The 24,830-nt window shown below is 73.4% G+C and carries 24 protein-coding genes; 7 read left to right on the forward strand and 17 right to left on the reverse strand.

The annotated features are described in order from the left end of the window. Positions 1-82: 82 nt before the first annotated feature. The 4 genes from AC4BDD_RS06830 to AC4BDD_RS06845 all read left to right on the forward strand — a co-directional run bounded on the left by AC4BDD_RS06830 (position 83) and on the right by AC4BDD_RS06845 (position 3,077). Positions 83-1,822, forward strand: a complete 1,740-nt coding sequence (locus AC4BDD_RS06830) for an FAD-dependent monooxygenase (RefSeq protein WP_490690071.1) — start codon at positions 83-85, stop codon at positions 1,820-1,822. Between the two features lie 115 nt (positions 1,823-1,937). Next, entirely contained in the window at positions 1,938-2,027 is a 90-nt protein-coding gene (locus AC4BDD_RS06835) for a putative leader peptide (RefSeq protein WP_490690072.1), read from the forward strand. Positions 2,028-2,085: 58 nt separating this feature from the next. Next, positions 2,086-2,667 carry a cupin domain-containing protein gene (locus AC4BDD_RS06840; protein WP_490690073.1) on the forward strand — a complete coding sequence of 194 codons (582 nt, stop codon included), beginning with the start codon at positions 2,086-2,088 and terminating at the stop codon, positions 2,665-2,667. Continuing rightward, positions 2,664-3,077, forward strand: a complete 414-nt coding sequence (locus tag AC4BDD_RS06845; protein WP_490690074.1) for a rhodanese-like domain-containing protein — start codon at positions 2,664-2,666, stop codon at positions 3,075-3,077. The genes AC4BDD_RS06840 and AC4BDD_RS06845 overlap by 4 nt, the downstream gene beginning before the upstream one ends. Positions 3,078-3,144: 67 nt before the next feature. Here the strand turns inward: AC4BDD_RS06845 and recX are convergent, their stop codons facing one another. The 4 genes from recX to AC4BDD_RS06865 form a co-directional block, all read right to left on the reverse strand. Next, positions 3,145-3,879 (reverse strand): recombination regulator RecX, encoded by a 735-nt coding sequence (recX, locus tag AC4BDD_RS06850; protein WP_490690075.1) that lies wholly within the window; start codon positions 3,877-3,879, stop codon positions 3,145-3,147. A 3-nt stretch (positions 3,880-3,882) separates the two neighbouring features. After that, positions 3,883-5,016 carry a recombinase RecA gene (recA, locus tag AC4BDD_RS06855; RefSeq protein WP_490690076.1) on the reverse strand — a complete coding sequence of 378 codons (1,134 nt, stop codon included), beginning with the start codon at positions 5,014-5,016 and terminating at the stop codon, positions 3,883-3,885. Positions 5,017-5,155: 139 nt separating this feature from the next. Further along, complete coding sequence (locus tag AC4BDD_RS06860) at positions 5,156-6,364, reverse strand: AI-2E family transporter (protein WP_490690077.1); 1,209 nt, start codon at positions 6,362-6,364, stop codon at positions 5,156-5,158. Between the two features lie 74 nt (positions 6,365-6,438). After that, complete coding sequence (locus AC4BDD_RS06865; RefSeq protein ID WP_490690078.1) at positions 6,439-6,633, reverse strand: DUF3046 domain-containing protein; 195 nt, start codon at positions 6,631-6,633, stop codon at positions 6,439-6,441. A 79-nt stretch (positions 6,634-6,712) separates the two neighbouring features. On the opposite strand from AC4BDD_RS06865, the gene AC4BDD_RS06870 reads away from it, so the two are divergent. Then, positions 6,713-7,675: a prenyltransferase/squalene oxidase repeat-containing protein gene (locus AC4BDD_RS06870; protein WP_490690079.1), complete on the forward strand. Its 963-nt coding sequence runs from the start codon at positions 6,713-6,715 to the stop codon at positions 7,673-7,675. Positions 7,676-7,735: 60 nt separating this feature from the next. Here AC4BDD_RS06870 and AC4BDD_RS06875 read toward each other — a convergent pair whose 3' ends face one another. From AC4BDD_RS06875 to AC4BDD_RS06885, 3 genes are all read right to left on the reverse strand, one after another. After that, complete coding sequence (locus tag AC4BDD_RS06875) at positions 7,736-8,044, reverse strand: AzlD domain-containing protein (RefSeq protein WP_490690080.1); 309 nt, start codon at positions 8,042-8,044, stop codon at positions 7,736-7,738. Next, positions 8,041-8,898, reverse strand: a complete 858-nt coding sequence (locus AC4BDD_RS06880; protein ID WP_490691693.1) for an AzlC family ABC transporter permease — start codon at positions 8,896-8,898, stop codon at positions 8,041-8,043. Before AC4BDD_RS06880 ends, AC4BDD_RS06875 begins: the two co-directional genes overlap by 4 nt. A gap of 67 nt (positions 8,899-8,965) precedes the next feature. Continuing rightward, positions 8,966-9,826, reverse strand: a complete 861-nt coding sequence (locus AC4BDD_RS06885) for an AraC family transcriptional regulator (protein ID WP_490690081.1) — start codon at positions 9,824-9,826, stop codon at positions 8,966-8,968. 68 nt (positions 9,827-9,894) lie between these two features. Here AC4BDD_RS06885 and AC4BDD_RS06890 point away from each other — a divergent pair, with 68 nt between their 5' ends. Together AC4BDD_RS06890 and AC4BDD_RS06895 are read left to right on the forward strand one after the other, a co-directional pair. Continuing rightward, a complete protein-coding gene (locus AC4BDD_RS06890; protein ID WP_490690082.1) occupies positions 9,895-14,592 on the forward strand; it encodes an ATP-dependent helicase in 4,698 nt (1,565 codons plus the stop codon). 34 nt (positions 14,593-14,626) lie between these two features. Then, the gene (locus tag AC4BDD_RS06895) at positions 14,627-15,433 is read left to right on the forward strand and encodes a DNA-formamidopyrimidine glycosylase family protein (protein WP_490690083.1); all 807 of its coding nucleotides are present in this window, start codon (positions 14,627-14,629) and stop codon (positions 15,431-15,433) included. 7 nt (positions 15,434-15,440) lie between these two features. Here the strand turns inward: AC4BDD_RS06895 and AC4BDD_RS06900 are convergent, their stop codons facing one another. From AC4BDD_RS06900 to AC4BDD_RS06945, 10 genes are all read right to left on the reverse strand, one after another. Further along, positions 15,441-15,626 (reverse strand): hypothetical protein, encoded by a 186-nt coding sequence (locus AC4BDD_RS06900; protein ID WP_490690084.1) that lies wholly within the window; start codon positions 15,624-15,626, stop codon positions 15,441-15,443. 236 nt (positions 15,627-15,862) lie between these two features. Beyond that, positions 15,863-16,105: a hypothetical protein gene (locus AC4BDD_RS06905; protein ID WP_490690085.1), complete on the reverse strand. Its 243-nt coding sequence runs from the start codon at positions 16,103-16,105 to the stop codon at positions 15,863-15,865. Between the two features lie 12 nt (positions 16,106-16,117). Next, positions 16,118-16,603: a Dps family protein gene (locus tag AC4BDD_RS06910; RefSeq protein ID WP_490690086.1), complete on the reverse strand. Its 486-nt coding sequence runs from the start codon at positions 16,601-16,603 to the stop codon at positions 16,118-16,120. Between the two features lie 221 nt (positions 16,604-16,824). Continuing rightward, positions 16,825-17,205 (reverse strand): helix-turn-helix domain-containing protein, encoded by a 381-nt coding sequence (locus AC4BDD_RS06915; RefSeq protein WP_490690087.1) that lies wholly within the window; start codon positions 17,203-17,205, stop codon positions 16,825-16,827. 109 nt (positions 17,206-17,314) lie between these two features. Next, entirely contained in the window at positions 17,315-17,848 is a 534-nt protein-coding gene (locus AC4BDD_RS06920; protein ID WP_490690088.1) for a CinA family protein, read from the reverse strand. Then, positions 17,845-18,495, reverse strand: a complete 651-nt coding sequence (gene pgsA, locus AC4BDD_RS06925; RefSeq protein ID WP_490690089.1) for a CDP-diacylglycerol--glycerol-3-phosphate 3-phosphatidyltransferase — start codon at positions 18,493-18,495, stop codon at positions 17,845-17,847. Before pgsA ends, AC4BDD_RS06920 begins: the two co-directional genes overlap by 4 nt. Beyond that, complete coding sequence (rimO, locus tag AC4BDD_RS06930; RefSeq protein WP_490690090.1) at positions 18,492-19,982, reverse strand: 30S ribosomal protein S12 methylthiotransferase RimO; 1,491 nt, start codon at positions 19,980-19,982, stop codon at positions 18,492-18,494. The genes pgsA and rimO overlap by 4 nt, the downstream gene beginning before the upstream one ends. Positions 19,983-20,044: 62 nt before the next feature. Continuing rightward, the gene (locus tag AC4BDD_RS06935) at positions 20,045-20,851 is read right to left on the reverse strand and encodes a helix-turn-helix domain-containing protein (RefSeq protein WP_490690091.1); all 807 of its coding nucleotides are present in this window, start codon (positions 20,849-20,851) and stop codon (positions 20,045-20,047) included. 190 nt (positions 20,852-21,041) lie between these two features. Next, complete coding sequence (locus AC4BDD_RS06940) at positions 21,042-23,855, reverse strand: DNA translocase FtsK (RefSeq protein WP_490690092.1); 2,814 nt, start codon at positions 23,853-23,855, stop codon at positions 21,042-21,044. 66 nt (positions 23,856-23,921) lie between these two features. After that, entirely contained in the window at positions 23,922-24,599 is a 678-nt protein-coding gene (locus AC4BDD_RS06945; protein WP_490690093.1) for a response regulator, read from the reverse strand. Between the last annotated feature and the right edge of the window lie 231 nt (positions 24,600-24,830).

Consider the following 24,830-nt stretch of genomic DNA (forward strand, 5'->3'; position numbering starts at 1 on the left):
CCGTCGGCTGCCGCCCGATGGCCGGTCCGAGCCGGGTCGCCGACGGTGTCCGGGTCGCCGGCCGCGTCCAGGGAGCAGCGCCGTGGATCCGGTGATCGTCGCCGGGGCGGGCCCGGTCGGTCTGACCATGGCGCTGGCGCTGGCCCGGCTCGACGTCCCGGTCGTCCTGCTGGACGAGGGCGCCGGAGCCGATGAGCGGCGCCCGGCCCGCACCGCCGTGCTGCACTCCGACACGGCGGCCCTGGTGGCCCGGCTCGGCTGCGCGGACGCCTTCGGACCGCACCGCTGGGCGGGCTGGCGGACGATGCGCCGGCGCCACCTGGTGCGACAGGTCTCCTTCACCGGCGATGACAGCGGACCCGCCGTGGACATGGGGGCTTCGGTCGAGCCCCCGGAGGCCGGGGACCGGTCCGGGGCGGGCTCCTCCGGCAAGGCGTCCGGCGCCTCTGATCCGGCGGCGGCCCGTCCGGTGCATGTGGTGCAGCACGAGCTGACGTCCGCGCTGCGCTCCACGCTCGCCGCCATCGCCACCTCCGGCCTGGTCACGGTCGTCCCCGGCAGCCGCGTCGACACCGTGGAGCAGGACGCCTCGGGCATCTCGGTGCACACCAGCGGCGCGGGGGGAACCTGGTGGCGGGGCAGCTATCTGGTCGGCTGCGACGGCCCGCGCTCGACCGTCCGCAAGCTGCTCGGCGTGCGCTTCCCGGGGCGTACCGCCGTGGAGCGGCACGCGGTCGCCGCGTTGCGCACCGAACTGCCGTGGCCGGACGAGGCCATGCTGCACCGCTCACCGCCCTGGCGTGGGGCCGATGACGAGGTGCTCGCCCGGCCGCTGCCCGGCGACGTCTGGCGACTGGACTGGCTGCTGCCGCCCGGCCGCGATCTGATCACCCCCGAGGCGCTGCTGGCGAGGGTCCGCGACACCCTGATCGGCTGGTGCGGCGACCCCGAGCCGCCGTATGAGCTGCTGGACACCGGCGTGCACACCATCCACCACCGACTCGCGCTGCGCTGGCGGGTCGGCCGCGCCTTCCTCGCCGGGGACGCCGCCCATCTGCTGGGCGCGCTGGGCACCCAGGGTCTGGACGAGGGGCTGCGGGACGTCGGCAACCTCGCCTGGAAGCTGGGGCTGACCTGGCATCAGGGCGCGTCGGACGCGGAGACGCTGCTCGACAGCTACCAGGGCGAGCGGCGGGCCGCGGTGAGCGCCCGGCTGCGCGCCGCCGACCAGGCGCTGCCGCCGGTCCGGGCGGCGGGCGGCTGGTCGGCGATGCGTCGCACCGTGGTGCCGGGCGCGGTGCGCGGGCAGGACGGTTTGCTCACCGATGGTCACCTCGGGCGGGGCCCACTCGGTGCCCCGCCGGTCTATGCCCGCTCGCCGCTGGCCCCGGCGGCCGCCCCCGCCGGGTCCGTCCCGGTGGGCACCCCGCTGGGCGCCTTGGCCGCCGACGTGCCGGTGACCGCGCCGGACGGCTCGGCGGTCCGGCTCCGGGACCGGCTCGGCCGCCATCTGCTGGTGGTGCTGGTCGCCCCCGGCACCGGGGTGTGGGACCGCCGCCACTGGCTGCGCGCCGGTCTGATGCCGAGGCTGTCGGCCGCCGTCTCGGCGCTGCCGATGAGCGCCGAGCTGCTGGTCGCCGAGGAGTATCCGGGGGCCGCCGCGCACACGGTGCTGCTGGTACGCCCGGACGGGCACCTGGTCGCGGCGCTCTCCGGCGTACACCCCGGCGAGCTGCACGCATGCGCGGAGGCGATCCGCGGCGGCACCGCCGGTGGCGAGCACCGGGCCGGTCAGGAGGCCGAAGCCGGCGCCCGCGGCTAGGGGCCGCCCGGCGAGGAGTGTCAGTGCGCGCCGTGTTGGGGCGCGCCGTAGGGAACGACGCGAGTGTGATCTGGCTCGTTGACCACGGATTCGGGCGCATGGTTCACTGCGGAGCGTGACTGACACCCAGCTGCCGCACTTCTGGCGGAGGGTCCATGTGGACCTGCTCCGCTACGCGGGCTGCGTGTGTCGCCCGTCCTGCTGATCCGCATTCCCCGCGCGGCCCGGCCGCGCCTCCTCGCGATCACCCCAGGACGGTGCCTGTGTCCGACGTACGTACCTCCCCCACGCCCACGCCGCGCGTCGATGACTCCGCGCGCGCTCTTCCCACCGGCGGCGCGGCCCCGGCCGCGGCTCCCGGCGCCGCCGAGTTGCTGGCCTTCGCGCGCCGTACCGCCGCCGATACCGCGCTGGTCTCCGCTCTCCCTCTCGATCCGGAGGGCCGGACCTGGCTGCGGCTGGCCGGTCCCGGCGGCAGTGAAGCCTGGCTGATCGGCTGGCCGCCCGGTACCGGCACCGGCTGGCACGACCACGGCGGTTCGCATGGCGCGTTCGTCGCCGCCTCGGGCGAGCTGACCGAGCAGTCCCTCGCCGTCCAGTTGCCGACCGAAGGCTGGAAGACCCTGGAGCTGGCGGAGGGCCTGGACCGCCGACGGGACCTGACGCCGGGACACGGCCGCGCTTTCGGGGCGCACCACGTCCACCAGGTGTTCAACCCCTCGGCCGAGCGGCATGCGGTGTCGGTGCACGCCTACTACCCGCCGCTGCCGCTGATCCGCCGCTACAGCCGCACCGGCCCGGTGCTGCGGCTGGAGCAGGTCGAGCGCCCGGAGGAGTGGGCATGAGCCGGGGCATCGAGACACTGCTCGCCGAGGCCCGGGCCGAGCTCGACCGGGTGGACGCGGCCGCGGCGGCCCGGGTGCGGGCGGCCGGCGGACTGCTGGTGGACATCCGGTACGCGGCGCTCCGCGACCGCGACGGCACCATCCCCGGTGCGCTGATCGTGGAGCGCAACGAGCTGGAGTGGCGACTGGACCCGCTGTCCGACCACCGGCTGCCGGAGGCGACGGGCCATGATCTGCCCGTGGTGGTGATCTGCGACGAGGGCTATGCCTCGAGTCTCGCCGCGGTCTCCCTGCGCCGACTCGGCCTGCACCGGGCGACCGACCTGGTGGGCGGCTTCCAGGCGTGGCGGGCGGCCGGCCTGCCGGTGCGCCCGTCCGCGGACCGGCCAAGCTCCCCACCACGAGGGTGACGGGCCATCAGCGGACCGGTCCGGCGTCGGTGGATCACTCCGGCGTCGGCGACCGGTCCGCTGATGGTCAGCCTTCGGGGAGGTGCTGGTCGAGCAGCTCCGGATCCGCGCCCTCTTCCTCCAGAGCGCGCCGCACCACCCGCAGCGCCAGCCCCTCGGGATACCCCTTACGGGCCAGCATCCCGGCGAGGCGGCGCAGCCGCTTGTCCGGGTCCAGCCCCCGGGTGGAGCGCAGCTTGCGCTCGACGAGCTCGCGGGCGGTCTGCTCCTCCTGGTTCGCGTCGAGTCGGCCGACGGCCTCGTCGATCAGCTCGGCGTCCACGCCCTTGGTACGCAGCTCCCGGGCGAGGGCGCGGCGGGCCAGGCCCCGGCTGTGGTGCCGGGACTCCACCCAGGCGCCGGCGAACGCCGCGTCGTCGATCAGCCCGACGTCCTCGAACCGGGACAGCACGCCTTGGGCGACGTCCTGCGGGATGCCGCGCTTGCTCAACGCGTCCGCGAGCTGTTTGCGGGTGCGCGGGGTCCCGGTGAGCAAGCGCAGACAGATCGCCCGCGCCTGCTCCTCAGGGTCGGCCGGCGGCCGCTGCCCGGCGCCGGGCTCCTCCTCTTCCAAGGTCTCCCCGAAGGCCTCGCCGAAGGGAGGTGCGCCGGGGGTGCGGGAGCCGCGCCGGGAGCGGCGGGCGCGGCCAGCCCCCCCGAGGGCAGGGCCGCTCCCGTCTGCGCCGTCACCGCCCTCGCGGGTGGCCTGGCCGGAGCCGATCGGCCGGTCGGGCAGCTCCGGCCAGTCCGTTCGCCGAGTCACGGATCAGCTCTTGGCGGCGGTGGCCTTGGCCGCCTTCGCTCCGGTCTTCGCCGCCGTGGTGGGCGCCGCCTTCACCGGCGCGGCGGTCGCGGCGGCGGGTCCGGCGGCGTCGGCACCGGGCTCCGCGGCCGGGTCCGCCGGCTTGACGCCGATGCCCAGCTTCTCCTTGATCTTCTTCTCGATCTCGTTGGCCAGGTCGGGGTTGTCCTTGAGGAAGTTGCGGGCGTTCTCCTTGCCCTGGCCGAGCTGATCGCCCTCGTAGGTGTACCAGGCGCCGGACTTGCGGATGAAGCCGTGCTCGACGCCCATGTCGATCAGGCCGCCCTCGCGGCTGATGCCCTGGCCGTAGAGGATGTCGAACTCGGCCTGCTTGAAGGGCGGGGCGACCTTGTTCTTGACGACCTTCACGCGGGTCCGGTTGCCGACCGCCTCGGTGCCGTCCTTGAGGGTCTCGATCCGGCGGATGTCCAGCCGCACCGAGGCGTAGAACTTCAGCGCGCGGCCACCGGTCGTGGTCTCCGGTGAGCCGAACATCACGCCGACCTTCTCGCGGAGCTGGTTGATGAAGATCGCGGTGGTCTTGGACTGGTTCAGCGCACCGGTGATCTTCCGCAGCGCCTGGCTCATCAGCCGGGCCTGGAGGCCGACGTGCGAGTCGCCCATCTCGCCCTCGATCTCCGCGCGCGGCACCAGGGCGGCCACCGAGTCGATGACGATGAGGTCCAGCGCGCCGGAGCGGATCAGCATGTCCGTGATCTCCAGCGCCTGCTCGCCGTTGTCCGGCTGGGACAGGATCAGGGAGTCGGTGTCCACGCCGAGCTTCTGGGCGTAGTCCGGGTCGAGGGCGTGCTCGGCGTCCACGAAGGCCACCGTGCCGCCGGCCCGCTGGGCGTTGGCCACGGCGTGCAGGGTCAGGGTCGTCTTACCGGAGGACTCCGGTCCGTACACCTCGACCACACGGCCGCGCGGCAGACCGCCGACCCCGAGGGCGACGTCCAGAGCGGTCGACCCGGTGGGGATGACCTCGATGGGCTCATTCGGCCGCTCGCCCATGCGCATCACGGCGCCCTTGCCGAATTGCCGTTCAATCTGTGCGAGCGCGGCGTCGAGCGCCTTCTCGCGGTCGGTTCCTGCCATGGGTTCCACCCGGTTTGCTTGAGTCGATCGCTTCACGTCCACGACGCTAACGCCTGCCACTGACAACGCGCCCGGACGGCCGCCGGCCTGTGGATAACTCAGCCGGGGATCCCATAAGAATGGATGTTCGATTTTCGTGTCAACCGCGCCGGGCGAGGGCTCCGCGGGCCCGCGCGAGCGGCGAAGGACCGCGCTCGCGCCGCACCCCGCCCAGGATCCGCGGATCATCGGTGACCTCGTAGCGCTTGATGTACGCGCCGAGGAACGCCTGGAGCGTCGCGGTCGCCGGGATCGCGATCAACGCCCCCACCGCGCCGAGCAGCGCGGTGCCCGCGATCACCGAGCCGAAGGCGACCGCCGGGTGGATGTCCACGGTCCTGGCCGTGATGCGCGGCTGCAGCAGATAGTTCTCGAACTGCTGGTAGACGACGACGAAGCCGAAGACCCAGACCGCGTACCACGGTTCGACGGTGAAGGCGATCAGCATCGGCAGGGCGCCCGCCAGGTAGGTGCCCACGGTCGGGATGAACTGCGAGATCAGGCCCACCCAGACGGCGAGCGCCGGGGCGTACGGCACGCCCAGGCTCTCCAGCAGGACGTAGTGCGCGATCCCGGAGATCAGCGCCATCAGCCCGCGCGAGTACATGTAGCCGCCGGTCTTGGCGACCGCGATCTCCCAGGCGCGCAGCACCTCGGCCTGCCGGTGCGGCGGGAGCACCGAGCACAGCGCGCGGCGCAGCCGGGGGCCGTCGGCCGCGAAGTAGAAGGCGAACAGCGTCACCGTCAGGACCTGGAACAGGCCGCCGAGCACCGCGGCGGAGACGTCCAGCACGTCGTTCGCGCTGTCCTTGGCGTACTTCTGCAGCCAGTCGGAGTGCAGCAGGCTGTCCTGTATCTCGACCCGGGACAGCTCGGTGTGGAAGGTGGCGTTGGTCCACTGGATCAACTTGTCGAGGTACTGCGGGAAGTCCTCGACCATCTTCACGATCTGGTCGGCCAGCATCGAGCCGAGCAGGGCGAAGAAGCCCGCGGCGAAGACCAGGATGCCCAGGAAGACCAGGCCGGTGGCGATGCCCCTGCGGATGCCGCGCGCTGCCATCCGGTCCACCGCCGGTTCGATCGCGACCGCCAGGAAGAACGCGATCAGGATGTTCAGCAGCAGGCTGGTGAGCTGGTCGAAGGCCCAGGTCGCGAGCTTGAAACAGGCCACCAGCGTGAGCGCCAGCACCATGGCCCGAGGCAACCAGGGCGGCATCCGCGCGGCGGAGGGCGCCATCGCTCCCGCGCTGCCGAGGGGGCTCTGGTCGTCCTGCGGAGTCGGCGGAGTCGTCTCTTCTGTCGTGGCCACGCGCCCCAGTGTGGCCTACCCGAGCCACCGCTTTCCGGCCACCCCGTAAAAAACCGGCCGCCCGGCTCCCCCGGTCACCGCCTGTCGTGCGGGATCTCCACGGCGCGGCACACCGCGCGCCAGACGTCCTTGGCCTCCCAGCCGGCGTCGAGCGCCTGGCGCACGGTCCGGCCACCCAGTTCGGACATCACATGATCGCGCGCGAAGGAGTCGGCGTAGGACTCACCGAAGTAGTCCGCCATCCGCTGCCAGAAGACCGTCAACCGCATGAGCCCAGTATCCCGCCCCTGAGGGTGCAGCCATGCCCAAGCGGCTGTCCGGCGGCGGCATCCGCCCTACGGTCGGGGCATGGACCGATCCGACGCAGCTTCGTCCACTCCACTCGCCCGTGCCGAGCGCTTCGTGTGGCTGACCGCCCGAGTGCTGGAGCAGCACCGATTCGCGTACCACTTCCTGGGCGGCGGCGCGGACGCCGTCGAGACCGCGCTGGCCGCCTACGAGCGAGCCGACGGCGGCTTCGGACACGCCCTGGAACCGGATCTGCGCGGTCCGGTCAGTCAGCCGCTGCACACCGCGCACGCGCTGCGCGTCCTCGATGAGATCGGCCGCTGCGGGGGCCGGCGGGCGGAGCGGATCTGCCGCTATCTGACCGACGTCTCCGCCCCGGACGGCGCGCTGCCCGCGCTCCACCCTTCGCTGCGCGGCTACCCGGCGGCTCCCTGGCTCCCGGTCCGCGACCATCCGCCCAGCGACCTGCTGGCCACCGGCCCGGTGGTGGGATTGCTGCACCGCAACGAGGTGTGGCACGCCTGGCTGTTCAGGGCCACGGACTTCTGCTGGGCCGCGACCGAGGGGCTGGCGGACGGGGCGAAGGCGCACCCGTACGAGGTGGCGGCGGCCGTCGCCTTCCTGGACGGCGTGCCGGACCGCCCCCGCGCGGAGGCGCTCGCGCAGCGGCTCGGCCGGTGCGTGCGCGAGCAGCGGCTGGTGGTGCTGGAGCCGGAGCGGGTGGCCGGCCAGGCGGCCCCGGAGGGCCACCCGCGGACCGGCCATCACTTCGTCTACGACTTCGCGCCCACGCCCCGCTCGCTGGCCCGCCGCTGGTTCACCGAGGCCGAGGTGGACCGCGCGCTGGACTTCCTCGCGGCCGCGCAAGCCCACGACGGCGGCTGGCCGGTCATCGCGCACGGGCTCCGGGACGGGACGGCCCCGCAGCACGAATGGGCGCCGGGCACCGGGCTGGAGTGCAGGCCGATGGCGACCATCGACGCGCTGGTGACGCTGCGCGCGTACGACCGCGGCATCAGCTGACCGGCCGGGCCGGCCGGACACCCCCCACCGGCCGGGCCGACCGGACAGCCCTGAGCAGGGCTAACCCGCCAGGGCTCGCACCGCCGCGGTGACGAGCACGGCGGCGCCCACCACGACCAGGAAGGGGGCGCGGAGCAGCAGCGCGAGCGCCGCGGCCCCGAGCCCCGCCGCGCCGGCGTCGAGGCGCAGGGCGTGCCCCTCGCTGAAGGTCTGCTGGGCGGTGAGTGCGGCGAGCAGTGCGACCGGGAGCAGCACGGCGAGCCGTCTGACCAGGGGGCGTTCCAGCACCCCGGCCGGCACCGAGAGCCCGAGCAGCTTGACCAGGTAGCAGCCGGCCGCCGTGACGCCGATGGCGATCCAGGTGTTCAACGGCTCGCCTCCTCGATCTCCTGGCGGGTGCTTTCTGGGGACGTGCTCTCCGGGGACGTCTCGGGGTTTTCCCCGGCTCGCCCCTGGAAGAGGAGCACGGCGGGTGCGGCGAGCGCCGCCACCAGCACCGGGGTGCCCGCGGGCAGCACCGGCACACTGGCCAGGACGAGCAGCACGCCCAGGGCCGCGACCGCCCGCTCGGTGGTGCCGGTCAGTTTGGGAGCCAGCAGGGCGAGGAAGACCGCGGGCCCGGCGGCGTCCAGCCCCCAGGCGTCGGTGTCGCCGAGCGCGGACGCTCCGAGGGCGCCCCCGAGGGTGCTCAGATTCCACAGCAGGAAGAGGGTCGCCCCGGTGACGGTGAAGCCGAGCCGCGCGGCGCGCTGGTCGCGCTGCGCGAAGGCGACGGCGGAGGTCTCGTCGATGACCCAGTGCGCGGCCAGCGGGCGCACGGCCCTGGGCAGCCGGAGGAGCCCGGACAGCCGCAGCCCGTAGAAGGCGTTGCGGATCCCGAGGAAGAAGGCGCCGGCGGCCGCCGCGAACGGACTGCCGCCCGCCGCCAGCGCGCCGACCAGCGCGAACTGCGAGGCGCCGGTGAAGACGAAGAGGCTGAGCGCGCAGGTCTGGAGGGTGTCGAGCCCGGCGCCGGCCGAGGTCGCGCCGAACGCGAAGCCGGAGAGTCCGACCGCGACGCCGACCCCGAGCGCGTCCCGGATCACGGCCCGGTCGGGCCTGGGCCCGGCGGTGCCGCCCTCGGTGCCGACCGCGCTGCCGGTCCCGGCGTCAGTCCCCGTCTTCGCCCCGGCTGGGGCGGGCGCGACGGCGGTGGGCTCTGCGGTGGTGGCGACGTCGATCAGGCGGACGTCGGTGGTTGATATGCCGGTGGGTTCTTTCGGTTCTGCTGGTTCTGCCACGTCCCGGACGCTACGGGCGGGTCGCGCCGGCGGTCTTGTACGTTCTTGCGCTTGCGCGCTCGCGCCGGTACGCGCCCGGCGGCACCCCGACGATGCGGGTGAAGTGCCGGTTGAGATGGGGCTGGTCGGTGAATCCGACCTCCACGGCGGCCGTGGCCGGCGCGACCCCGGCTTCCAGCAGCCGGCGGGCCCGCCGGACCCGGGCGTCGGTGAGCCAGGTGTGCGGCGGCATGCCGTAGGCGGCGCGGAAGGCGCGCAGCAGCGCGAAGGGGCTGGTGCCCAGGTCGGTGGCGAGCTGCTTGAGGGTGGGCGGGTCGGCCATCCGCTCCTCCAGCACCGCCCGGGCGCGCATCGCGTTGCGCACCCCGGCGCCGAGCGCCGTGCGCGCCGTCAGCGGTGCGCCGTACCGGCGCAGCAGTCGGGCGGCGGTGATCCGCAGCAGGCTGTCGGCGGCGAGCGCGTTGCCCTCCTCGGCGGCCCGGTGGATCTCGGTGACCAGGCGGTGGCTGCCCAGGTCGTCGTCGATCACCACGGTCCGGAAGCCGGCCGTGCCGCGGATCGTCGTCGTCTCGGCCGCGATCTCCGCGATCAGCTCCGGGGCCGGGTAGAGGACCTGGTACGTCCAGCCCTCGGGCACACCGGCGTGGCCGGTGTGCGGCACGTCCGGGTTGAGCAGCGCCACCGCTCCCGGGCCTGCCCGCAGCAGGTCGCCCTGGTGCCGGAACTCCTCGATGCCCTTGGTGATCGCCGCGATGACGAAGGTGTCGTGGGTGTGCGGCACGAAGGTCTTGTGGATGTAGCGGGCCCGCAGCAGATCGACGCCGGGCAACTCGGGGTGCTGCCAGTGCCGTGCGCTCTCCCCGTTGCCCATGGACTCCATTCTGCCTGCTCAGCGCCGCGGTGGGCCCGTTGTCAGTGGTGCGGTGCACGATGGGGGGCATGGCGAGGACTGCGCTCGATGCCTTCTCCCCGGCGACCCGCGGATGGTTCACCGGAGCCTTCGACGCGCCCACGGCCGCCCAGGAGGGCGCCTGGCGGGCGATCGGTGAGGGCTCCGACGTGCTGGTCGTCGCGCCGACCGGCTCGGGCAAGACGCTCGCGGCCTTCCTCGCCGCGCTGGACGGCCTGGCCAGCACGCCGCCTCCGGCCGAGGCCCGCAAGCGGTGCCGGGTGCTGTACGTGTCGCCGCTCAAGGCGCTGGCGGTGGACGTCGAGCGGAATCTGCGCAGTCCGCTCACCGGCATCCGGCAGGAGGCGGTGCGGCTGGGGCTGCCGGAGCCCGAGGTGCGGGTCGCCATCCGGTCCGGCGACACCCCGGCGGCCGAGCGGCGCGCCATCGCCAACCGCCCGCCGGACATCCTCATCACCACCCCCGAATCGCTGTTCCTGATGCTCACCTCATCGGCCCGGGACGCGCTCAGCGGCGTGGAGACGGTCATCCTCGACGAGGTGCACGCCGTCGCCGGCACCAAGCGCGGGGCGCATCTGGCGCTCACCCTGGAGCGGCTGGACGCGCTGCACCGGGCGGAGTCGGCCGGCGGCCGGCGCCCCGCGCGGCGCATCGGGCTGTCGGCCACCGTCCGGCCGGTGGACGAAGTGGCGCGCTTCCTGTCCCCGCGGCGCAAGGTGGAGATCGTCCAGCCTCCCTCGGGCAAGGAGTTCGACCTGTCCGTGGTGGTGCCGGTCGAGGACCTCGGCGAGCTGAGCGGCGCCCCGGCCCAGGAGGGCGAGCCGGGCGAGAAGCCGTCGATCTGGCCGCAGGTGGAGGAGCGGATCGCCGACCTGGTCCAGGCCCACCGCTCCACCATCGTCTTCGCCAACTCCCGCCGCCTCGCCGAGCGGCTGTGCAACCGGCTCAACGAGATCGCGTACGAGCGCACCACCGGCGCGGTGCCCGAGCACCACTCCCCGGCCCAGCTGATGGGCGGGTCAGGGGCGGCGAAGGGTGCCCCGCCGCTGCTCGCCCGGGCGCACCACGGCTCTGTGTCCAAGGAGCAGCGGGCGCAGGTCGAGGAGGACCTCAAGGCGGGCCGGCTGCCGGCCGTGGTCGCCACGTCCAGCCTGGAGCTGGGCATCGACATGGGCGCGGTGGATCTCGTCGTCCAGGTGGAGTCGCCGCCGTCCGTCGCCTCCGGCCTGCAGCGGGTGGGCCGGGCCGGGCATCAGGTGGGCGCGGTCTCCACCGGGGTGGTCTTCCCCAAGTACCGCGGCGATCTGGTGCAGGCCGCAGTGGTCACCGAGCGGATGCGAGCCGGGGCCATCGAGGCGCTGCGAGTGCCCGCCAATCCGCTGGACGTGCTGGCCCAGCAGCTGATCGCCATGACGGCCCTGGACACCTGGGACGTGGAGGAGCTGCTGGCCGTGGTGCGTGGCGCCGCGCCGTTCGCCACCCTCCCCGAGTCGGCTTTCACCGCGGTGCTCGACATGCTCGCGGGCCGCTATCCCTCCGATGTCTTCGCCGAGCTGCGGCCCCGGGTGGTGTGGGACCGGGTCGCGGGCACGGTCACCGGGCGGCCGGGGGCGCAGCGGCTGGCGGTCACCTCCGGCGGCACCATCCCCGACCGCGGCCTGTTCGGGGTGTTCCTCGCCGGAGCCGACCCGAAGAAGGGCGGAGGCCGCGTCGGGGAGCTGGACGAGGAGATGGTCTACGAGTCCCGGGTCGGTGATGTCTTCACCCTGGGCACCACCTCCTGGCGCATCGAGGACATCACCCGCGACCGGGTGCTGGTCTCCCCCGCCCCCGGTGTCCCGGGCCGGCTGCCGTTCTGGAAGGGCGATCAGCTGGGCCGTCCGCTGGAGCTGGGCCGCGCGCTGGGCGGGTTCCTCAGGGAGATCGGCGGGATGGCCGACGAGGCCGCCCGGGCCCGGCTGGCCTCCGCGGGCCTGGACGACTGGGCGGCCGGCAATGTGCTGTCCTACCTCGCCGAGCAGCGGCAGGCGTGCGGGCATGTGCCGGACGACCGCACGATCGTCGTCGAGCGGTTCCGGGACGAGCTGGGCGACTGGCGGGTCGTGGTGCACTCCCCGTTCGGCGCCCAGGTGCACGCCCCGTGGGCGCTGGCGCTCGGCGCCCGCCTGGCCGAGCGGTACGGCCTGGACGCCCAGGTGATGCACGCCGACGACGGCATCGTGCTGCGGCTGCCCGACGCGGACATGATGGGCCTGGATTTCCTCGACGCCGATCCGGCGGCCATGGGCCGGGAGTACGACACCGAACAGTCCCCGGTCGGCGCGGCCGACGTCGCCTTCGACAAGGGCGAGATCGGCCAGATCGTCACCGACCAGGTCGGCGGCTCCGCGCTGTTTGCCGCCCGGTTCCGCGAGTGCGCCGCCCGCGCGCTGCTGCTGCCCCGCCGCAATCCCGGAAAGCGCACCCCGCTGTGGCAGCAGCGGCAGCGCGCGGCCCAGCTCCTCCAGGTGGCCGGCGAGTTCGGCTCGTTCCCGATCGTGCTGGAGGCGGTCCGGGAGTGCCTCCAGGATGTCTTCGACGTCCCCGGCCTGACCGAGCTGATGGGCGACATCGAGGCCCGCCGGGTCCGGCTGGTGGAGGTGACGACCCCCGAGCCGTCGCCGTTCGCCCGCTCCCTGCTCTTCGGCTATGTGGCGCAGTTCCTCTACGAGGGGGACTCCCCGCTCGCCGAGCGGCGCGCCGCCGCCCTGTCGCTGGACTCCCGGCTGCTGGCCGAGTTGCTGGGCCAGGCGGAGCTGCGTGAGCTGCTGGACGCGGAGGTGCTGGCCGAGCTGGAGCGCGAGCTGCAGTGGCTCACCGAGGACCGCCGCGCCAAGGACGCCGAGAGCGTCGCCGATCTGCTGCGGCTGCTCGGCCCGCTCACCGGTGCGGAGCTGGCCGAGCGCGGCGCGGATCCGGCGTGGGTCGAGGAGCTGGCGGCCGCGCGCCGCGCCATCCGGGTCCGGATCGCGGGTCAGGAGCAGTGGGCGGCCATCGAGGACGCGGGCCGGCTGCGCGACGCGCTGGGTACCGCCCTTCCGGTGGGGGTGCCGGAGGCGTTCACCGAGCCGGTCAAGGACCCGCTGGGCGATCTGCTCGCCCGGTACGCCCGCACCCACGGCCCGTTCACCTCCGCCACCGCCGCCGCCCGGTTCGGGCTGGGCGCGGCGGTCACGGACGGCGCGCTGCACCGCCTGGCCGCGGCCGGCCGGGTCGTCCAGGGCGAATTCCATCCGGCCGGCATCGGCCAGGAGTGGTGCGACGCGGCGGTGCTGCGCCGGCTGCGCCGCCGCTCGCTGGCCGCGCTGCGCCAGGAGCTGGAGCCGGTGCCGCCCGCCGCGCTCGCCGCGTTCCTGCCGCAGTGGCAGCATCTGGGCACCCACAGCCTGCGCGGGATCGACGGCCTGGTGCGCGCCGTCGAGCAGCTGCAGGGCGCCCCGGTCCCCGCTTCCGCCCTGGAGAAGCTGGTGCTGCCGTCCCGGGTGGTGGACTACACCCCGACCATGCTCGATGAGCTGACCGCCGGCGGTGAGGTGGTCTGGGCCGGGGCCGGGGCGCTGCCCGGCAAGGACGGCTGGGTCTCCCTGCACCTGGTCGACACCGCCCCGCTGCTGCTGCCCACCCCGCATCCGCTGGAGATCGGCCCCCTCCACCAGTGCGTACTCGACGCGCTCTCCGGCGGTTACGGCCTGTTCTTCCGGCAGATCGCCGACCAGGTCCGGGCCACCCATCCGGAGTGCACCGATCCGGAGCTCGCCGATGTGGTGTGGGACCTGGCCTGGTCCGGCCGGCTCAGCAACGACACCCTCGCCCCGCTCCGCTCCCTCCTCGGCTCCGGCCGCACGGCGGGCGCCACCGCGCACCGGGCCAAGCGCACCGTCCCCCGCGGCAGATACGGCTCCCTCACCGGGCGTACGGGTCGGCCCACGGCCTCCCGCAGCGGCCCTCCCACGGTGGCCGGCCGCTGGTCGCTGCTGCCGGAGCGGGAGCTGGACGCCACCCACCGCGCCCATGCCCTGGCCCGTACGCTCCTGGACCGCCACGGCGTCGTCACCCGCGGCACCGTCGCCGCGGAGGGCGTGGAGGGCGGCTTCGCCGCCGCGTACCGCGTGCTGTCCGCGTTCGAGGACACCGGGCAGGCCAGGCGCGGCTATGTGGTGGAAGGTCTGGGCGCCGCGCAGTTCGCCATGGACGGCGCGGTGGACCGGCTGCGGGCGGTCAGCAGCGCCCGGGAGCGCTCCGCCGGGCCGGCCGCCGGCGGCGCGGAGCCCTTCGGCGCGCCCTCCCCGGGCCCGGCGGTGGTGCTCGCCGCGGCGGATCCGGCCAATGCCTACGGCGCCGCCCTGCCCTGGCCGGAGCCGCCCGCCGGAGCGGGCCACAAACCGGGCCGCAAGGCGGGCTCGCTGGTCGTGCTCGTCGACGGTGAGCTGACCGTCTACATGGAGCGCGGCGGCAAGACCCTGCTCGCCTGGCCCTCGGGCCCGGCCGAGGCCGAATCGCCGGAGGACGACGCCCGGCTGCGGACGGCGGTGACCGCGCTCGCCGAGGCGGGCCGGGCCGGCGCCCTCGGCACGGTGACCGTGGAGCGGGTCAACGGCGCCCCGGCCCTGTCCTCCGCCCTAGGCCGCCTTATGGAAGCGGCCGGCTTCCACCCCACCCCCCGCGGCCTGCGCCTCCGCGCCCCCTGACCCGGTCGGCGTACGTCCCGGCATCATGGTCGGTATGCCGGAAGGAGACACCGTCTGGTGGACGGCTCACCGCCTCCACGAGGCCCTGGCGGGCAAGCCCCTGATCCGCTGCGATCTGCGGGTGCCCCGCCTGGCGACCGTGGATCTGACCGGGCGCCGCGTCACCGAGGTCGTCCCGCGCGGCAAGCACCTGCTGACCCGGATCGAGGGTGGCCTGACCCTCCACTCCCATCTGCGCATGGACGGCGCGTGGAAGATCTACCGGGCCGGTGAGCGGTGGACGGGCGGCCCCGGGCACCAGATCCGCGCCGTCCTCGGCACCGCCGACCGCACCGCCGTCGGGTACCGGCTGCCGGTCCTGGACCTGCTGCGCACGGCCGACGAGGGGCAGGTGGTCGGGCACCTGGGCCCCGACCTCCTCGGGCCTGACTGGGATGCCGACGAGGCGCTGCGGAGGCTGCTGTCCGACCCGGCCCGCCCGGTCGGTGAGGCACTGCTCGATCAGCGCAATCTCGCGGGGATCGGCAATGTCTACCGGTGCGAGCTGTGTTTCCTGGCCGGCGTCTCGCCCTGGCTTCCGGTTGGGGAAGTCCCCCGTCCGGAGCGGCTGGTGGCGCTGGCCAAGAAGCTGCTGGAGGCCAACAAGGGCCGCCCAGGCCGCGTCACCACCGCCGAGTCGCGCGCCGATCGCCGGCTGTGGGTGTACGGCCGCGCGGGCCGGGTCTGCCGCCGCTGCGGGACACCGGTCCGCGTCACCGAGCAGGACGTGGCGGCGGAGCGGGTCACCTTCTGGTGCCCGCGCTGCCAGCCGGGCCCGAGGCCGACCGATCCAGCGGGCTGACGCTCTCTCAGCCCCGCCCCGGGTCGTGCCGGCGTCCGTTCGTCTCGGAGCGGGGCACGCAGTGCACCGGCAGCAGACTCAACCCCCAGCCCCCGGCGAGGAACGCCCCTTCGACGGGGCCGGTCCGGGCCGGGTGGAGGGTCAGCCGCATCGCCGCCCAGCACCACACCGCCCCGAGCGTCAGCGCACACACCCATCGCGCCGCCCGGCGGCACCGGACGGCGCTCCTCCTCCCACGGCGACCCATCAGACACCCCCTGGACCGGCGCCGGGCGTCCACGCTCTGCTCAGTCTGCCCGCCCCCGGCCCGCCGGGCACGCCGCGCCCGGAGGCATCGACGCGCGCCGGGGGCGGGCGACGAGGCCGGCTCACCACCCGTCAGGAACGCGGGCGGCGGCTCACCACCCGTCAGCCCGCCGCCGGCGCCGCCTACCAGTGCCATGTCGTCCAGGTGTACTTGTCGCCGCCGACCCAGCGGACCTGGTCCGGGTCGTCGAGGTCCAGCCTGCCCAGACCGGCACGGTGGGCGATCTCCAGGACGTCCGCCAGCGAGTGCGCGGTGCCGACGAACTCACCGCCGATCTCCACCAGCCGGTACGGCGGATCACCGGACTGCACACCCAGCACGACCATCCGCGGCATTCGGTCGCGCGGGGTCTCTGTCTCGGTCATGCGCGGCCCGACCTACCTCTGACCCCCGTTCACGTTCTCTGCCTGGAACATCCAGTGATGCTTCTCCAGGTCCCGGGTGAGGCCGATGATGATGTCCTGCGTCACCGGGTCGGGCTCGGCGGTGCTCTCGATGCGGCCGCGCATCCGCTGGATGACGGACCCGAGAGCGGCGATCAGCGTCCGCACCGCCTCGGTGTCGTCGCACCAGCCGTCCTTGACGGTGTCGATGCCGCTGGTCTTGGCGACCGTCTCGGCCCGTCCGTCCGGTGCGACGCCGATCGCCGAGGCGCGCTCGGCGACGATGTCCATGTGCTGACGGGCAGTGGCCACCACCTCGTCGAGCTGGAGGTGCACGGACCGGAAGCGCGGGCCCACCACCGTCCAGTGGACCTGCTTGGCGACCAGCGCGAGGTCCACCAGATCGACGAGTGCGCCTTGCAGTGCGTCGCCCACGACGGGGAGGTGCTCCTCGGGCAGCGGGCTCTTCAGTACAGACATTCCTGTCCTCCTGTCCGCCCCGCCGGACCGGTGCGGGCTCATGGAGCCACGCCTGAACCCCACCGCAACCGACCGGGACGGTTATGCGCTGTCAGTCGGATTCGTCCTCCCTCCACCATGGCACAGACGCCATGAACCGGCCGGATACGGACGGAGCCCCGGTCCGGTGCACAGGCACCGAACCGGGGCTCCGAAAGCTTGTACGGGTGGCCGGTTGGCCGTCAGGCGGCGACCACGTCCACCGCCTCCGCGGGCGCCTTGATGGTCACCCGCTCCTCCGGAACACCCGTCACGGACGTCACGGTGACGGAGTTCAGCATGGGCCGCATGGCCGGCACCGACTCGCCGGCCGCCGCCGACTCCGCCAGCTCCGCGAGCGAGAGTTCGTCACTGACCTCGCGCATGACCTGCGACATCCGCACATCCAGCGCGTCGCAGATGGCGGCGAGCAACTCGGACGAAGCTTCCTTCTGGCCCCGCTCGACCTCTGACAGATAGCCGAGGGACACCCGGGCGGAGGAGGAGACCTCGCGCAGAGTACGGCCCTGGCGCTGGCGCTGCCGGCGCAGCACGTCACCCAGCAGGCGACGGAGCAGAATCATCGCTGGCTCCCTCCTCGGACCTCGGATCCGGATCCTTCACGCCCCACCGTACCGCCTTCGGCTCCACCCGTGCGGGGAGCGATGTCGTGTTCACTCAGGGCTGCAAACATCAAATCCCCCCGTGTTCTTCCGTATCCTGTGCCCTTGCATTTTCGATCAGTTCGCCGGACAGCAGTTCCAGAGCCGCCCGGGCGCTCTGGAAGCGAATCCCCGCGCGGTCCCCGTCCAGCCGCAGCGCGGCCACCGAACCGGCACCGCCGGGGCCGACGACCGCCGCGTAGACCGTGCCCACCGGCTGCCCGTCCTGCTCGGCCGGGCCGGCCACACCGGTGGTCGACACTCCCCAGTCTGCGCCCAGCAGGCGCCGCACGCCGCTCGCCATCTGCCGGGCGACATCCGGATCCACCGCCCCCCGCGCCGCCAGCAGCTCCTCGTCCACGCCCAGCACGGCCCGCTTGAGCTCCGTGGCGTAGGCGGTCACCGACCCCCGGAAGGAGCGGGAGGCCCCGGGCACCGCGGTCAGCTCGGCGGCCACCAGCCCCCCGGTGAGCGATTCCGCGACGGCCAGCGTCTGCCCCCGCGCGGCCAGCAGCTCCAGCGCCCGCGCGGCCGGGCCGGCACCGGACTGCGGCGCGCCGGTCACCGCACGGGCCCCGCTTGCGCCCGCTCGCGCTCCGCTGCCAGACCCGCGCGCCGCAGCACGATCGCCTGCCGCACGTAGTCGAGGCCGGTGACGACCGTCAAGGCGACGGCGACGGCCATCACCCAGAAGCGGAGGGTGGCCAGCGGCCCGGTGAGCGCCAGGATGTACATCCCGACCGCCGTGCCCTGCGCCAGCGTCTTCATCTTGCCGCCCCGACTGGCCGGGATGACTCCATGCCTGATCACGACGAAGCGCATCACCGTGATGCCGATCTCCCGGAAGAGGATCACGCCCGTCACCCACCAGGGCAGGTCCTCCAGCGCCGAGAGGCAGACCAGCGCCGCTCCCATGATCGCCTTGTCCGCTATCGGATCGGCGATCTTGCCGAAGTCGGTCACCAGGTTGTACCGGCGCGCCAGGTGCCCGTCGAAGAGGTCGGTGATCATGGCGATGGCGAACGCCGCCCAGGCCAGCGAGCGCCACGCCGGGTCATAGCCGCCGTCCGCCAGCATCAGCAGCACGAATCCGGGGACCAGCAGCAGCCGGACCATGGTCAGGATGTTGGCGATGTTCCACAGTCCCGCCGGCCGCACGGATACGGCCGCTGGACGGGCGCCTCCTGCGGCGGAGGCCGGGGCATGGGTCATCTGGCCGTCTCCTCGGTACACGCGCCGCCCTGCAGCGGCAGCGGCTCCGCCACGAGATCCACTCCCTCCGTCGCGATGACCTTCGCGCTGACGATACGGCCGACAGCCGGCTCCGCGCCGCCGGTCAGCAGAGTCTGGCCGTCGGTCTCCGGCGCCTGGTGGGCAGCCCGGCCGATCGGGCCGTCCTCCTCGTCGATCCGGTCGACCAGGACCTCGACCGTCTCCCCCAGCCGCTCCTCGGCGCGCTGGGCGGTGAGCTCCTCGGCCAGCCGCGAGATGTGGGCCAGCCGCTCCGCGACCACCTCGGGGTCGTTCTTGTTCTCGTAGCCGGCGGCCTCGGTGCCGTCCTCGTCGGAGTATCCGAAGACCCCGATGGCGTCCAGGCGGGCGTGGGTGATGAAGCGCTCCAGCTCGGCCAGGTCCTCCTCGGTCTCGCCGGGGAAACCGACGATGAAGTTGGACCGGGCACCGGCCTGCGGCGCCTTGCCGCGGATCTGGTCCAGCAGCTCGAGGAAGCGGTCGGTGTCGCCGAAGCGGCGCATGGCGCGCAGCACGCCGGGCGCGGAGTGCTGGAAGGACAGGTCGAAGTACGGGACGACCTTCTCGGTCGAGGTCAGGACGTCGATCAGGCCGGGCCGCATCTCGGCGGGCTGGAGGTAGCTGACCCGGATCCGCTCGATGCCGTCCACCGCCGCCAGCTCGGGCAGCAGCGTCTCCAGCAGGCGGATGTCGCCCAGGTCCTTGCCGTAGGAGGTGTTGTTCTCCGAGACCAGCATGATCTCCTTGACGCCCTGCTCGGCGAGCCAGCGGGTCTCGCCCAGCACGTCCGAGGGGCGGCGGGAGATGAAGGAGCCGCGGAAGGACGGGATGGCGCAGAAGGAGCAGCGGCGGTCGCAGCCGGAGGCCAGCTTGACCGAGGCCACCGGCCCGGTCTCCAGACGGCGGCGCAGCGGCGCCCGCGGCCCGGATGCCGGAGCGATCCCCTCGGGGAGGTCCTCGGGGGCGGAGGCGAGTGCGTCACCGTGGCCGGGCAGCGCCACGTCGGCCGCGCCCTGCCGCTCGGCCGGGCTGATCGGCAGCAGTTTGCGCCGGTCACGCGGGGCGTGGGAGGCGTGGATGCCGCCGGAGAGGATGGTCTGCAGGCGGTCGGAGATGTCGGCGTAGTCGTCGAAGCCGAGCACTCCGTCGGCCTCGGGCAGCGCTTCGGCCAGCTCCTTGCCGTACCGCTCGGCCATACAGCCGACCGCCACGACGGCCTGGGTCTTGCCATGCTCCTTGAGATCGTTGGCCTCGAGCAGGGCGTCGACGGAGTCCTTCTTGGCGGCTTCGACGAATCCGCAGGTGTTGACGACGGCCACGTCCGCGGCGGCGGCGTCCTCGACGAGCTCCCAGCCGTCCGCTGCCAAGCGGCCTGCAAGCTCCTCCGAGTCCACCTCGTTACGGGCGCAGCCGAGCGTGACAAGGGCGACGGTACGGCGTTCGGGCATACGCTCAGACTACTTCGTCCCAGCGACACCCCCCGATGCCAGGGCTGTCGATCTTGCCGGGCTCAGCCGACCTCGGGGTCTCCCTGGGTGTAGCTCAGCCGCTGGACCTGCCCCTTCGCCCCGACCTCCTTGACCTCCTTGCCGTTGACGAACAGCTGTACGGCGCCGGCGTTGCCGAGCACCAGATCGATCCGCTTGCTGTCGGTGAAGGTCTTGGAGTCGCCCTGCTGGAGAACGCCTTCGTGGATCAGGCGGCCGTTGTGGTCCTGGGCGGAGATCCAGCTCTGGCCGTTCTCCGCGGTGAGCTTGACCGTGACCTTGTTGGCCGGGACGCCGGCGATGGCGCTGCCGGACGGGTCGGGCTTGGGATCGACGGGCCTGCTGGGGGTGGCGGGCTTGCTGGGGGTGGCCGGCCGGGGGGCGGCGGGCTCATCGGCGACCGTGGCGCCGTCGTCGTCCCCGCCGCTGAAGAGGGTGAAGCCGACGAAGCCGACCACGGCGACGATGGCGGCGACCATCGCGGCGGTCCAGTTGGGGCGCCGGGGCTCGGGCCGGATGCGCTCGGCCTCGAAGAGCGGCGCCGCCCCGGTGGGCTCGGGGCGCCCGCCGTGCTCGGCGTCATACTGGGCGACCAGCGCGGTGGGGTCCAGGCCGACGGCCCGGGCGAAGGCCCGGACGTGCCCGCGGGCGTAGACGTGGCCGCCGCATCGGGTGAAGTCGTCCTGCTCGATCCCGTGCACGATCGGTACGCGCACCCGGGTGATGGTGCTGACCTGCTCGACGGTGAGTCCGGCGTGGATTCGGGCCTGCTGAAGGGCACGACCGACGGACGGCCGGTCGTCGTCTGCGGGGGAGTTGCCGATGGACACGGGGGCGCCTTTCGAGCGTGTAGCCACCTGCTGGAGGTTCAGTCTAGGGGTGGGGCGAAAGGGTCGGGCAAGCGGGAGGGCGGAGTTTGTACGCCATCAGAACGGGCCTGCGGGACCGACACTGGCACATTCGTCCGTCACCTCGCTCAACTTGACGTATCGGCAGGGGAAACGGTTGCTCGCCGTTTCCTCACGGTTGAGCCTCCCCCCGGATCACCGCGAGCACGCCATCCAATTCATCCGGTTTAACCAATACGTCCCTGGCCTTCGATCCTTCGCTGGGGCCGACGATTCCCCTGGACTCCATCAGGTCCATCAGCCGCCCGGCTTTCGCGAAGCCCACCCGCAGCTTCCGCTGAAGCATCGAGGTCGACCCGAACTGGGTGGAGACCACCAGCTCGGCGGCCTGGCAGAGCAGATCGAGGTCATCGCCGATGTCCTCGTCGATCTCCTTCTTCTGCGCCGTGCCGACGGTCACGTCGTCCCGGAAGACCGGGGTCATCTGCGCCTTGCAGTGCTCGACGACGGCCGCCACCTCCTGCTCGGTGACGAACGCGCCCTGCATGCGGACCGGCTTGTTCGCGCCCATCGGGAGGAAGAGGCTGTCGCCCTTGCCGATCAGCTTCTCGGCGCCCGGCTGGTCGAGGATCACCCGGCTGTCGGCGAGCGAGGAGGTCGCGAAGGCGAGCCGGGAGGGCACGTTCGCCTTGATCAGGCCGGTCACCACGTCCACCGAGGGCCGCTGGGTGGCCAGCACCAGGTGGATGCCGGCGGCCCGGGCCAGCTGGGTGATCCGGACGATGGAGTCCTCCACGTCGCGCGGCGCGACCATCATCAGGTCCGCCAGCTCGTCCACGATCACCAGCAGGTACGGATACGGCCGCAGCTCGCGCTCGCTGCCCTCGGGCAGCTTGACCTTGCCCCGGCGGACCGCGGCGTTGAAGTCGTCGATGTGCCGGAAGCCGAACGCCGCCAGGTCGTCGTAGCGCAGGTCCATCTCCCGCACCACCCACTGCAGGGCCTCGGCGGCGCGCTTGGGGTTGGTGATGATCGGTGTGATCAGGTGCGGAATGCCCTCGTAGGCGGTCAGCTCGACACGCTTGGGGTCGACCAGCACCATCCGCACGTCGTCCGGGGTGGCACGGGCCATCACCGAGGTGATCAGGCAGTTGATGCAGGAGGACTTGCCGGAGCCGGTGGCACCGGCGACCAGGATGTGCGGCATCTTCGCCAGGTTGGCCGAGACATAGCCGCCCTCGACGTCCTTGCCCAGCCCCACCACCATCGGGTGGTCGTCCCCGACGGCCTCCGTCGAGCGCAGCACATCGCCGAGATTGACCATCTCCCGGTCGCTGTTGGGGATCTCGATGCCGACCGCCGACTTGCCCGGGATCGGGCTGATGATGCGCACATCGGGGCTGGCCACCGCGTAGGCGATGTTCTTGGTGAGCGCGGTGATCCGCTCGACCTTCACCGCCGGGCCCAGTTCCACCTCGTACCGGGTGACCGTCGGGCCGCGGGTGAAGCCGGTCACCGCGGCGTCCACCTTGAACTCCGTGAAGACGTTGGTCAGGGAGGCGACGACCGCGTCATTGGCGGCGCTGCGGGTCTTGCCGGGCCCGCCGCGCTCGAGCAGGTCGAGCGAGGGCAGGGCGTAGGTGATGTCCCCGGACAGCTGCAACTGCTCGGCGCGCGGCGGAAGCGGCTCGGAGGGCTCGGGCGCACTGCGCGTCAGATCCGGGACCTGCACCGTCTTCTCGACCGCTGCGGCCGGCCCGGCGGGCGCCTCGGGGTCGGGCTGCCCGCCGGCGGGCGCGCCGCCGCGGGCGCCGGGCACCTCGGTACCGGTCGCCCGGTCCGTAGCGAGGCCGCGCCCGAGTCCGGCGACCAGCGGGGAGGGCTGGACGCCGTGCAGCACGGCGCCGTCCAGCGCGGCGGCCGCCGCCGCGGCCACGTCCACCGCGTCCATCGGCCGGTCCGACGGGGGCTCCACCGGGGCCGGGCGGGGGCGGCCGCGCCGCTTGGCCAGCGCCTCCGCCTCGGCTCGCTCCGCCTCCGGCTCACCGGCCGGGCCGCGCCGGGCAGCGGCCCGCCGCGGCCGTCTGGCCGGCGCCTCCCGCCAGTCCTCGGCGTACTCGGCCTCCGCGTCGGCGCCTGGGTACTCCTCGTACTCGGCTTCCTCGGCGTCGTGGCCACGGACCAGCCCGAGCCGGACGCCGAGCGCGCGCAGCCGCTGCGGGATCGCCACCACCGGGGTGGCGGTGACCACCAGCAGCCCGAAGACGGTGAGCAGCACCAGCAGCGGAACGGCGAGCGCCGCGCTCATCGTGAAGACCAGCGGGGTGGAGGCGGCCCAGCCGATGAGGCCACCGGCGTCCTGAACCGCCTCGGTGTCGGCGCGCGTCGGCGAGCCGCAGGCGATGTGCACCTGTCCCAGGATGCCGACGACCAGCGCGGAGAGCCCGATGACGATCCGTCCGTTCGCCTCCGGCTTCTCCGGGTGGAGGATCAGCCGGGTGGCGATCACGCCCAGGAGTATCGGAACCAGCAGGTCCAGCCGCCCGAAGGCACCGGTCACCAGCATCTCGACCAGTTCGCCGACCGGGCCGCGCAGATTGGACCAGGTGCCGGCCGCCACGATCAGCGCCAAGGCGAGCAGCAGCAGCGCCACACCGTCCTTGCGGTGGGCCGGGTCAAGCCCCTTGGCGCCGCGTCCTATGCCGCGGAACATCGCGCCCACGCCGCGCGCGAGCCCCATCCACACCGCGCGGGCGGCGCGGAAGACGCCGCTCGTGGGGGACGGCGCGGGCTTGGGCGGCGCCTTGGCCGCGGCCTTCTTCGCCGGCGCCTTCTTCGCGGGCGGCGCGGCCTTCTTGGCGGGAGCCTTCTTGGCCGCCGCCTTCTTCGCGGGAGCCTTCTTGGCAGCGCCTGACGCCTGTCCGGCACGCTGCTTCGAAGCGCCCGCCGAACTCTGCGAACCCTTGCCGGACGTACGTGAGGCCATGGGGGGAGGTTACCCGGGTCCGCCGTACGGAGCACGCAGGGCCGGGCCCATGACGGGCCGTCAAACTCAGGTCTGCGAGGGCACCGCTCCGGCGCCGCTGCCGGCGCCCGGCTCCAGGGCGTCCAGCGCCCGGCGCAGCCCGGTGAGTTTGCGCTCCAGGTGGGCGGCGGTGGCCACCGCCGCCGCGTCCGCGGACTCGTCCAACTGCTTGGACAGCGCCTCGGCCTGCTCCTCCACCGCGGCCAGCCGCGCGGAGAGCTCGGCGAGCAGCCCGGCGGGCTCCTTGCCGTCCCCCGTGACCGGCTGGCCGTTCTCCAACTGCAGGCGCAGCAGCGCGGCCTGCTCCCGCAGCTGGCAGTTCTTCATGTACAGCTCGACGAAGACCGAGACCTTGGCGCGCAGCACCCACGGGTCGAAGGGCTTGGAGATGTAGTCCACCGCGCCGGCGGCATAGCCCCGGAAGGTGTGGTGGGGGCCGTGGTTGATCGCGGTCAGGAAGATGATCGGGATGTCGCGGGTCCGCTCCCGCCGCTTGATGTGCGCGGCGGTCTCGAAGCCGTCCATGCCTGGCATCTGGACATCCAGCAGGATGACCGCGAAATCGTCCGTCAGCAGCGCCTTGAGCGCTTCCTCCCCTGACGATGCCCGCACCAGGGTCTGATCGAGCGCGGAGAGAATGGCCTCCAGCGCCAGCAGATTCTCCGGCCGGTCATCGACCAGGAGGATCTTGGCCTTCTGCACCATGCCCCGTCCTCCTCGTCCCGGCTTGGGGTCTCCCCAGCTCGTGAAGCCGGGGAATGCACCGGGCGCCGCCCCAGGGGACGACTCTCTTGCGCCGCCCGTCCTTGTGCCGGTCATCGTAGCCGCACCCCGCCTGTCACCACACCCTGTCACCGCGATGTCACTGTGCACGTAACGCAAACGCAGCGGGAGACCAGAAGGTTCCCCGGATACCGCAATTCCACACGTGTTCAA

This window comes from Streptomyces sp. JLBT605, from assembly GCF_058215555.1.

Excerpts from the sequence above, each read along its gene's own strand:
- AC4BDD_RS06845 (WP_490690074.1), top strand. The coding sequence starts at position 2,664 with ATGAGCCGGGGCATCGAGACACTGCTCGCCGAGGCCCGGGCCGAGCTC.
- recA (WP_490690076.1), bottom strand. The coding sequence starts at position 5,016 with ATGGCAGGAACCGACCGCGAGAAGGCGCTCGACGCCGCGCTCGCACAG.
- AC4BDD_RS06865 (WP_490690078.1), bottom strand. The coding sequence starts at position 6,633 with ATGCGGTTGACGGTCTTCTGGCAGCGGATGGCGGACTACTTCGGTGAG.
- AC4BDD_RS06870 (WP_490690079.1), top strand. The coding sequence starts at position 6,713 with ATGGACCGATCCGACGCAGCTTCGTCCACTCCACTCGCCCGTGCCGAG.
- AC4BDD_RS06885 (WP_490690081.1), bottom strand. The coding sequence starts at position 9,826 with ATGGGCAACGGGGAGAGCGCACGGCACTGGCAGCACCCCGAGTTGCCC.
- AC4BDD_RS06890 (WP_490690082.1), top strand. The coding sequence starts at position 9,895 with ATGGCGAGGACTGCGCTCGATGCCTTCTCCCCGGCGACCCGCGGATGG.
- AC4BDD_RS06895 (WP_490690083.1), top strand. The coding sequence starts at position 14,627 with ATGCCGGAAGGAGACACCGTCTGGTGGACGGCTCACCGCCTCCACGAG.
- AC4BDD_RS06905 (WP_490690085.1), bottom strand. The coding sequence starts at position 16,105 with ATGACCGAGACAGAGACCCCGCGCGACCGAATGCCGCGGATGGTCGTG.
- AC4BDD_RS06910 (WP_490690086.1), bottom strand. The coding sequence starts at position 16,603 with ATGTCTGTACTGAAGAGCCCGCTGCCCGAGGAGCACCTCCCCGTCGTG.
- AC4BDD_RS06915 (WP_490690087.1), bottom strand. The coding sequence starts at position 17,205 with ATGATTCTGCTCCGTCGCCTGCTGGGTGACGTGCTGCGCCGGCAGCGC.
- pgsA (WP_490690089.1), bottom strand. The coding sequence starts at position 18,495 with ATGACCCATGCCCCGGCCTCCGCCGCAGGAGGCGCCCGTCCAGCGGCC.
- rimO (WP_490690090.1), bottom strand. The coding sequence starts at position 19,982 with ATGCCCGAACGCCGTACCGTCGCCCTTGTCACGCTCGGCTGCGCCCGT.
- AC4BDD_RS06940 (WP_490690092.1), bottom strand. The coding sequence starts at position 23,855 with ATGGCCTCACGTACGTCCGGCAAGGGTTCGCAGAGTTCGGCGGGCGCT.
- AC4BDD_RS06945 (WP_490690093.1), bottom strand. The coding sequence starts at position 24,599 with ATGGTGCAGAAGGCCAAGATCCTCCTGGTCGATGACCGGCCGGAGAAT.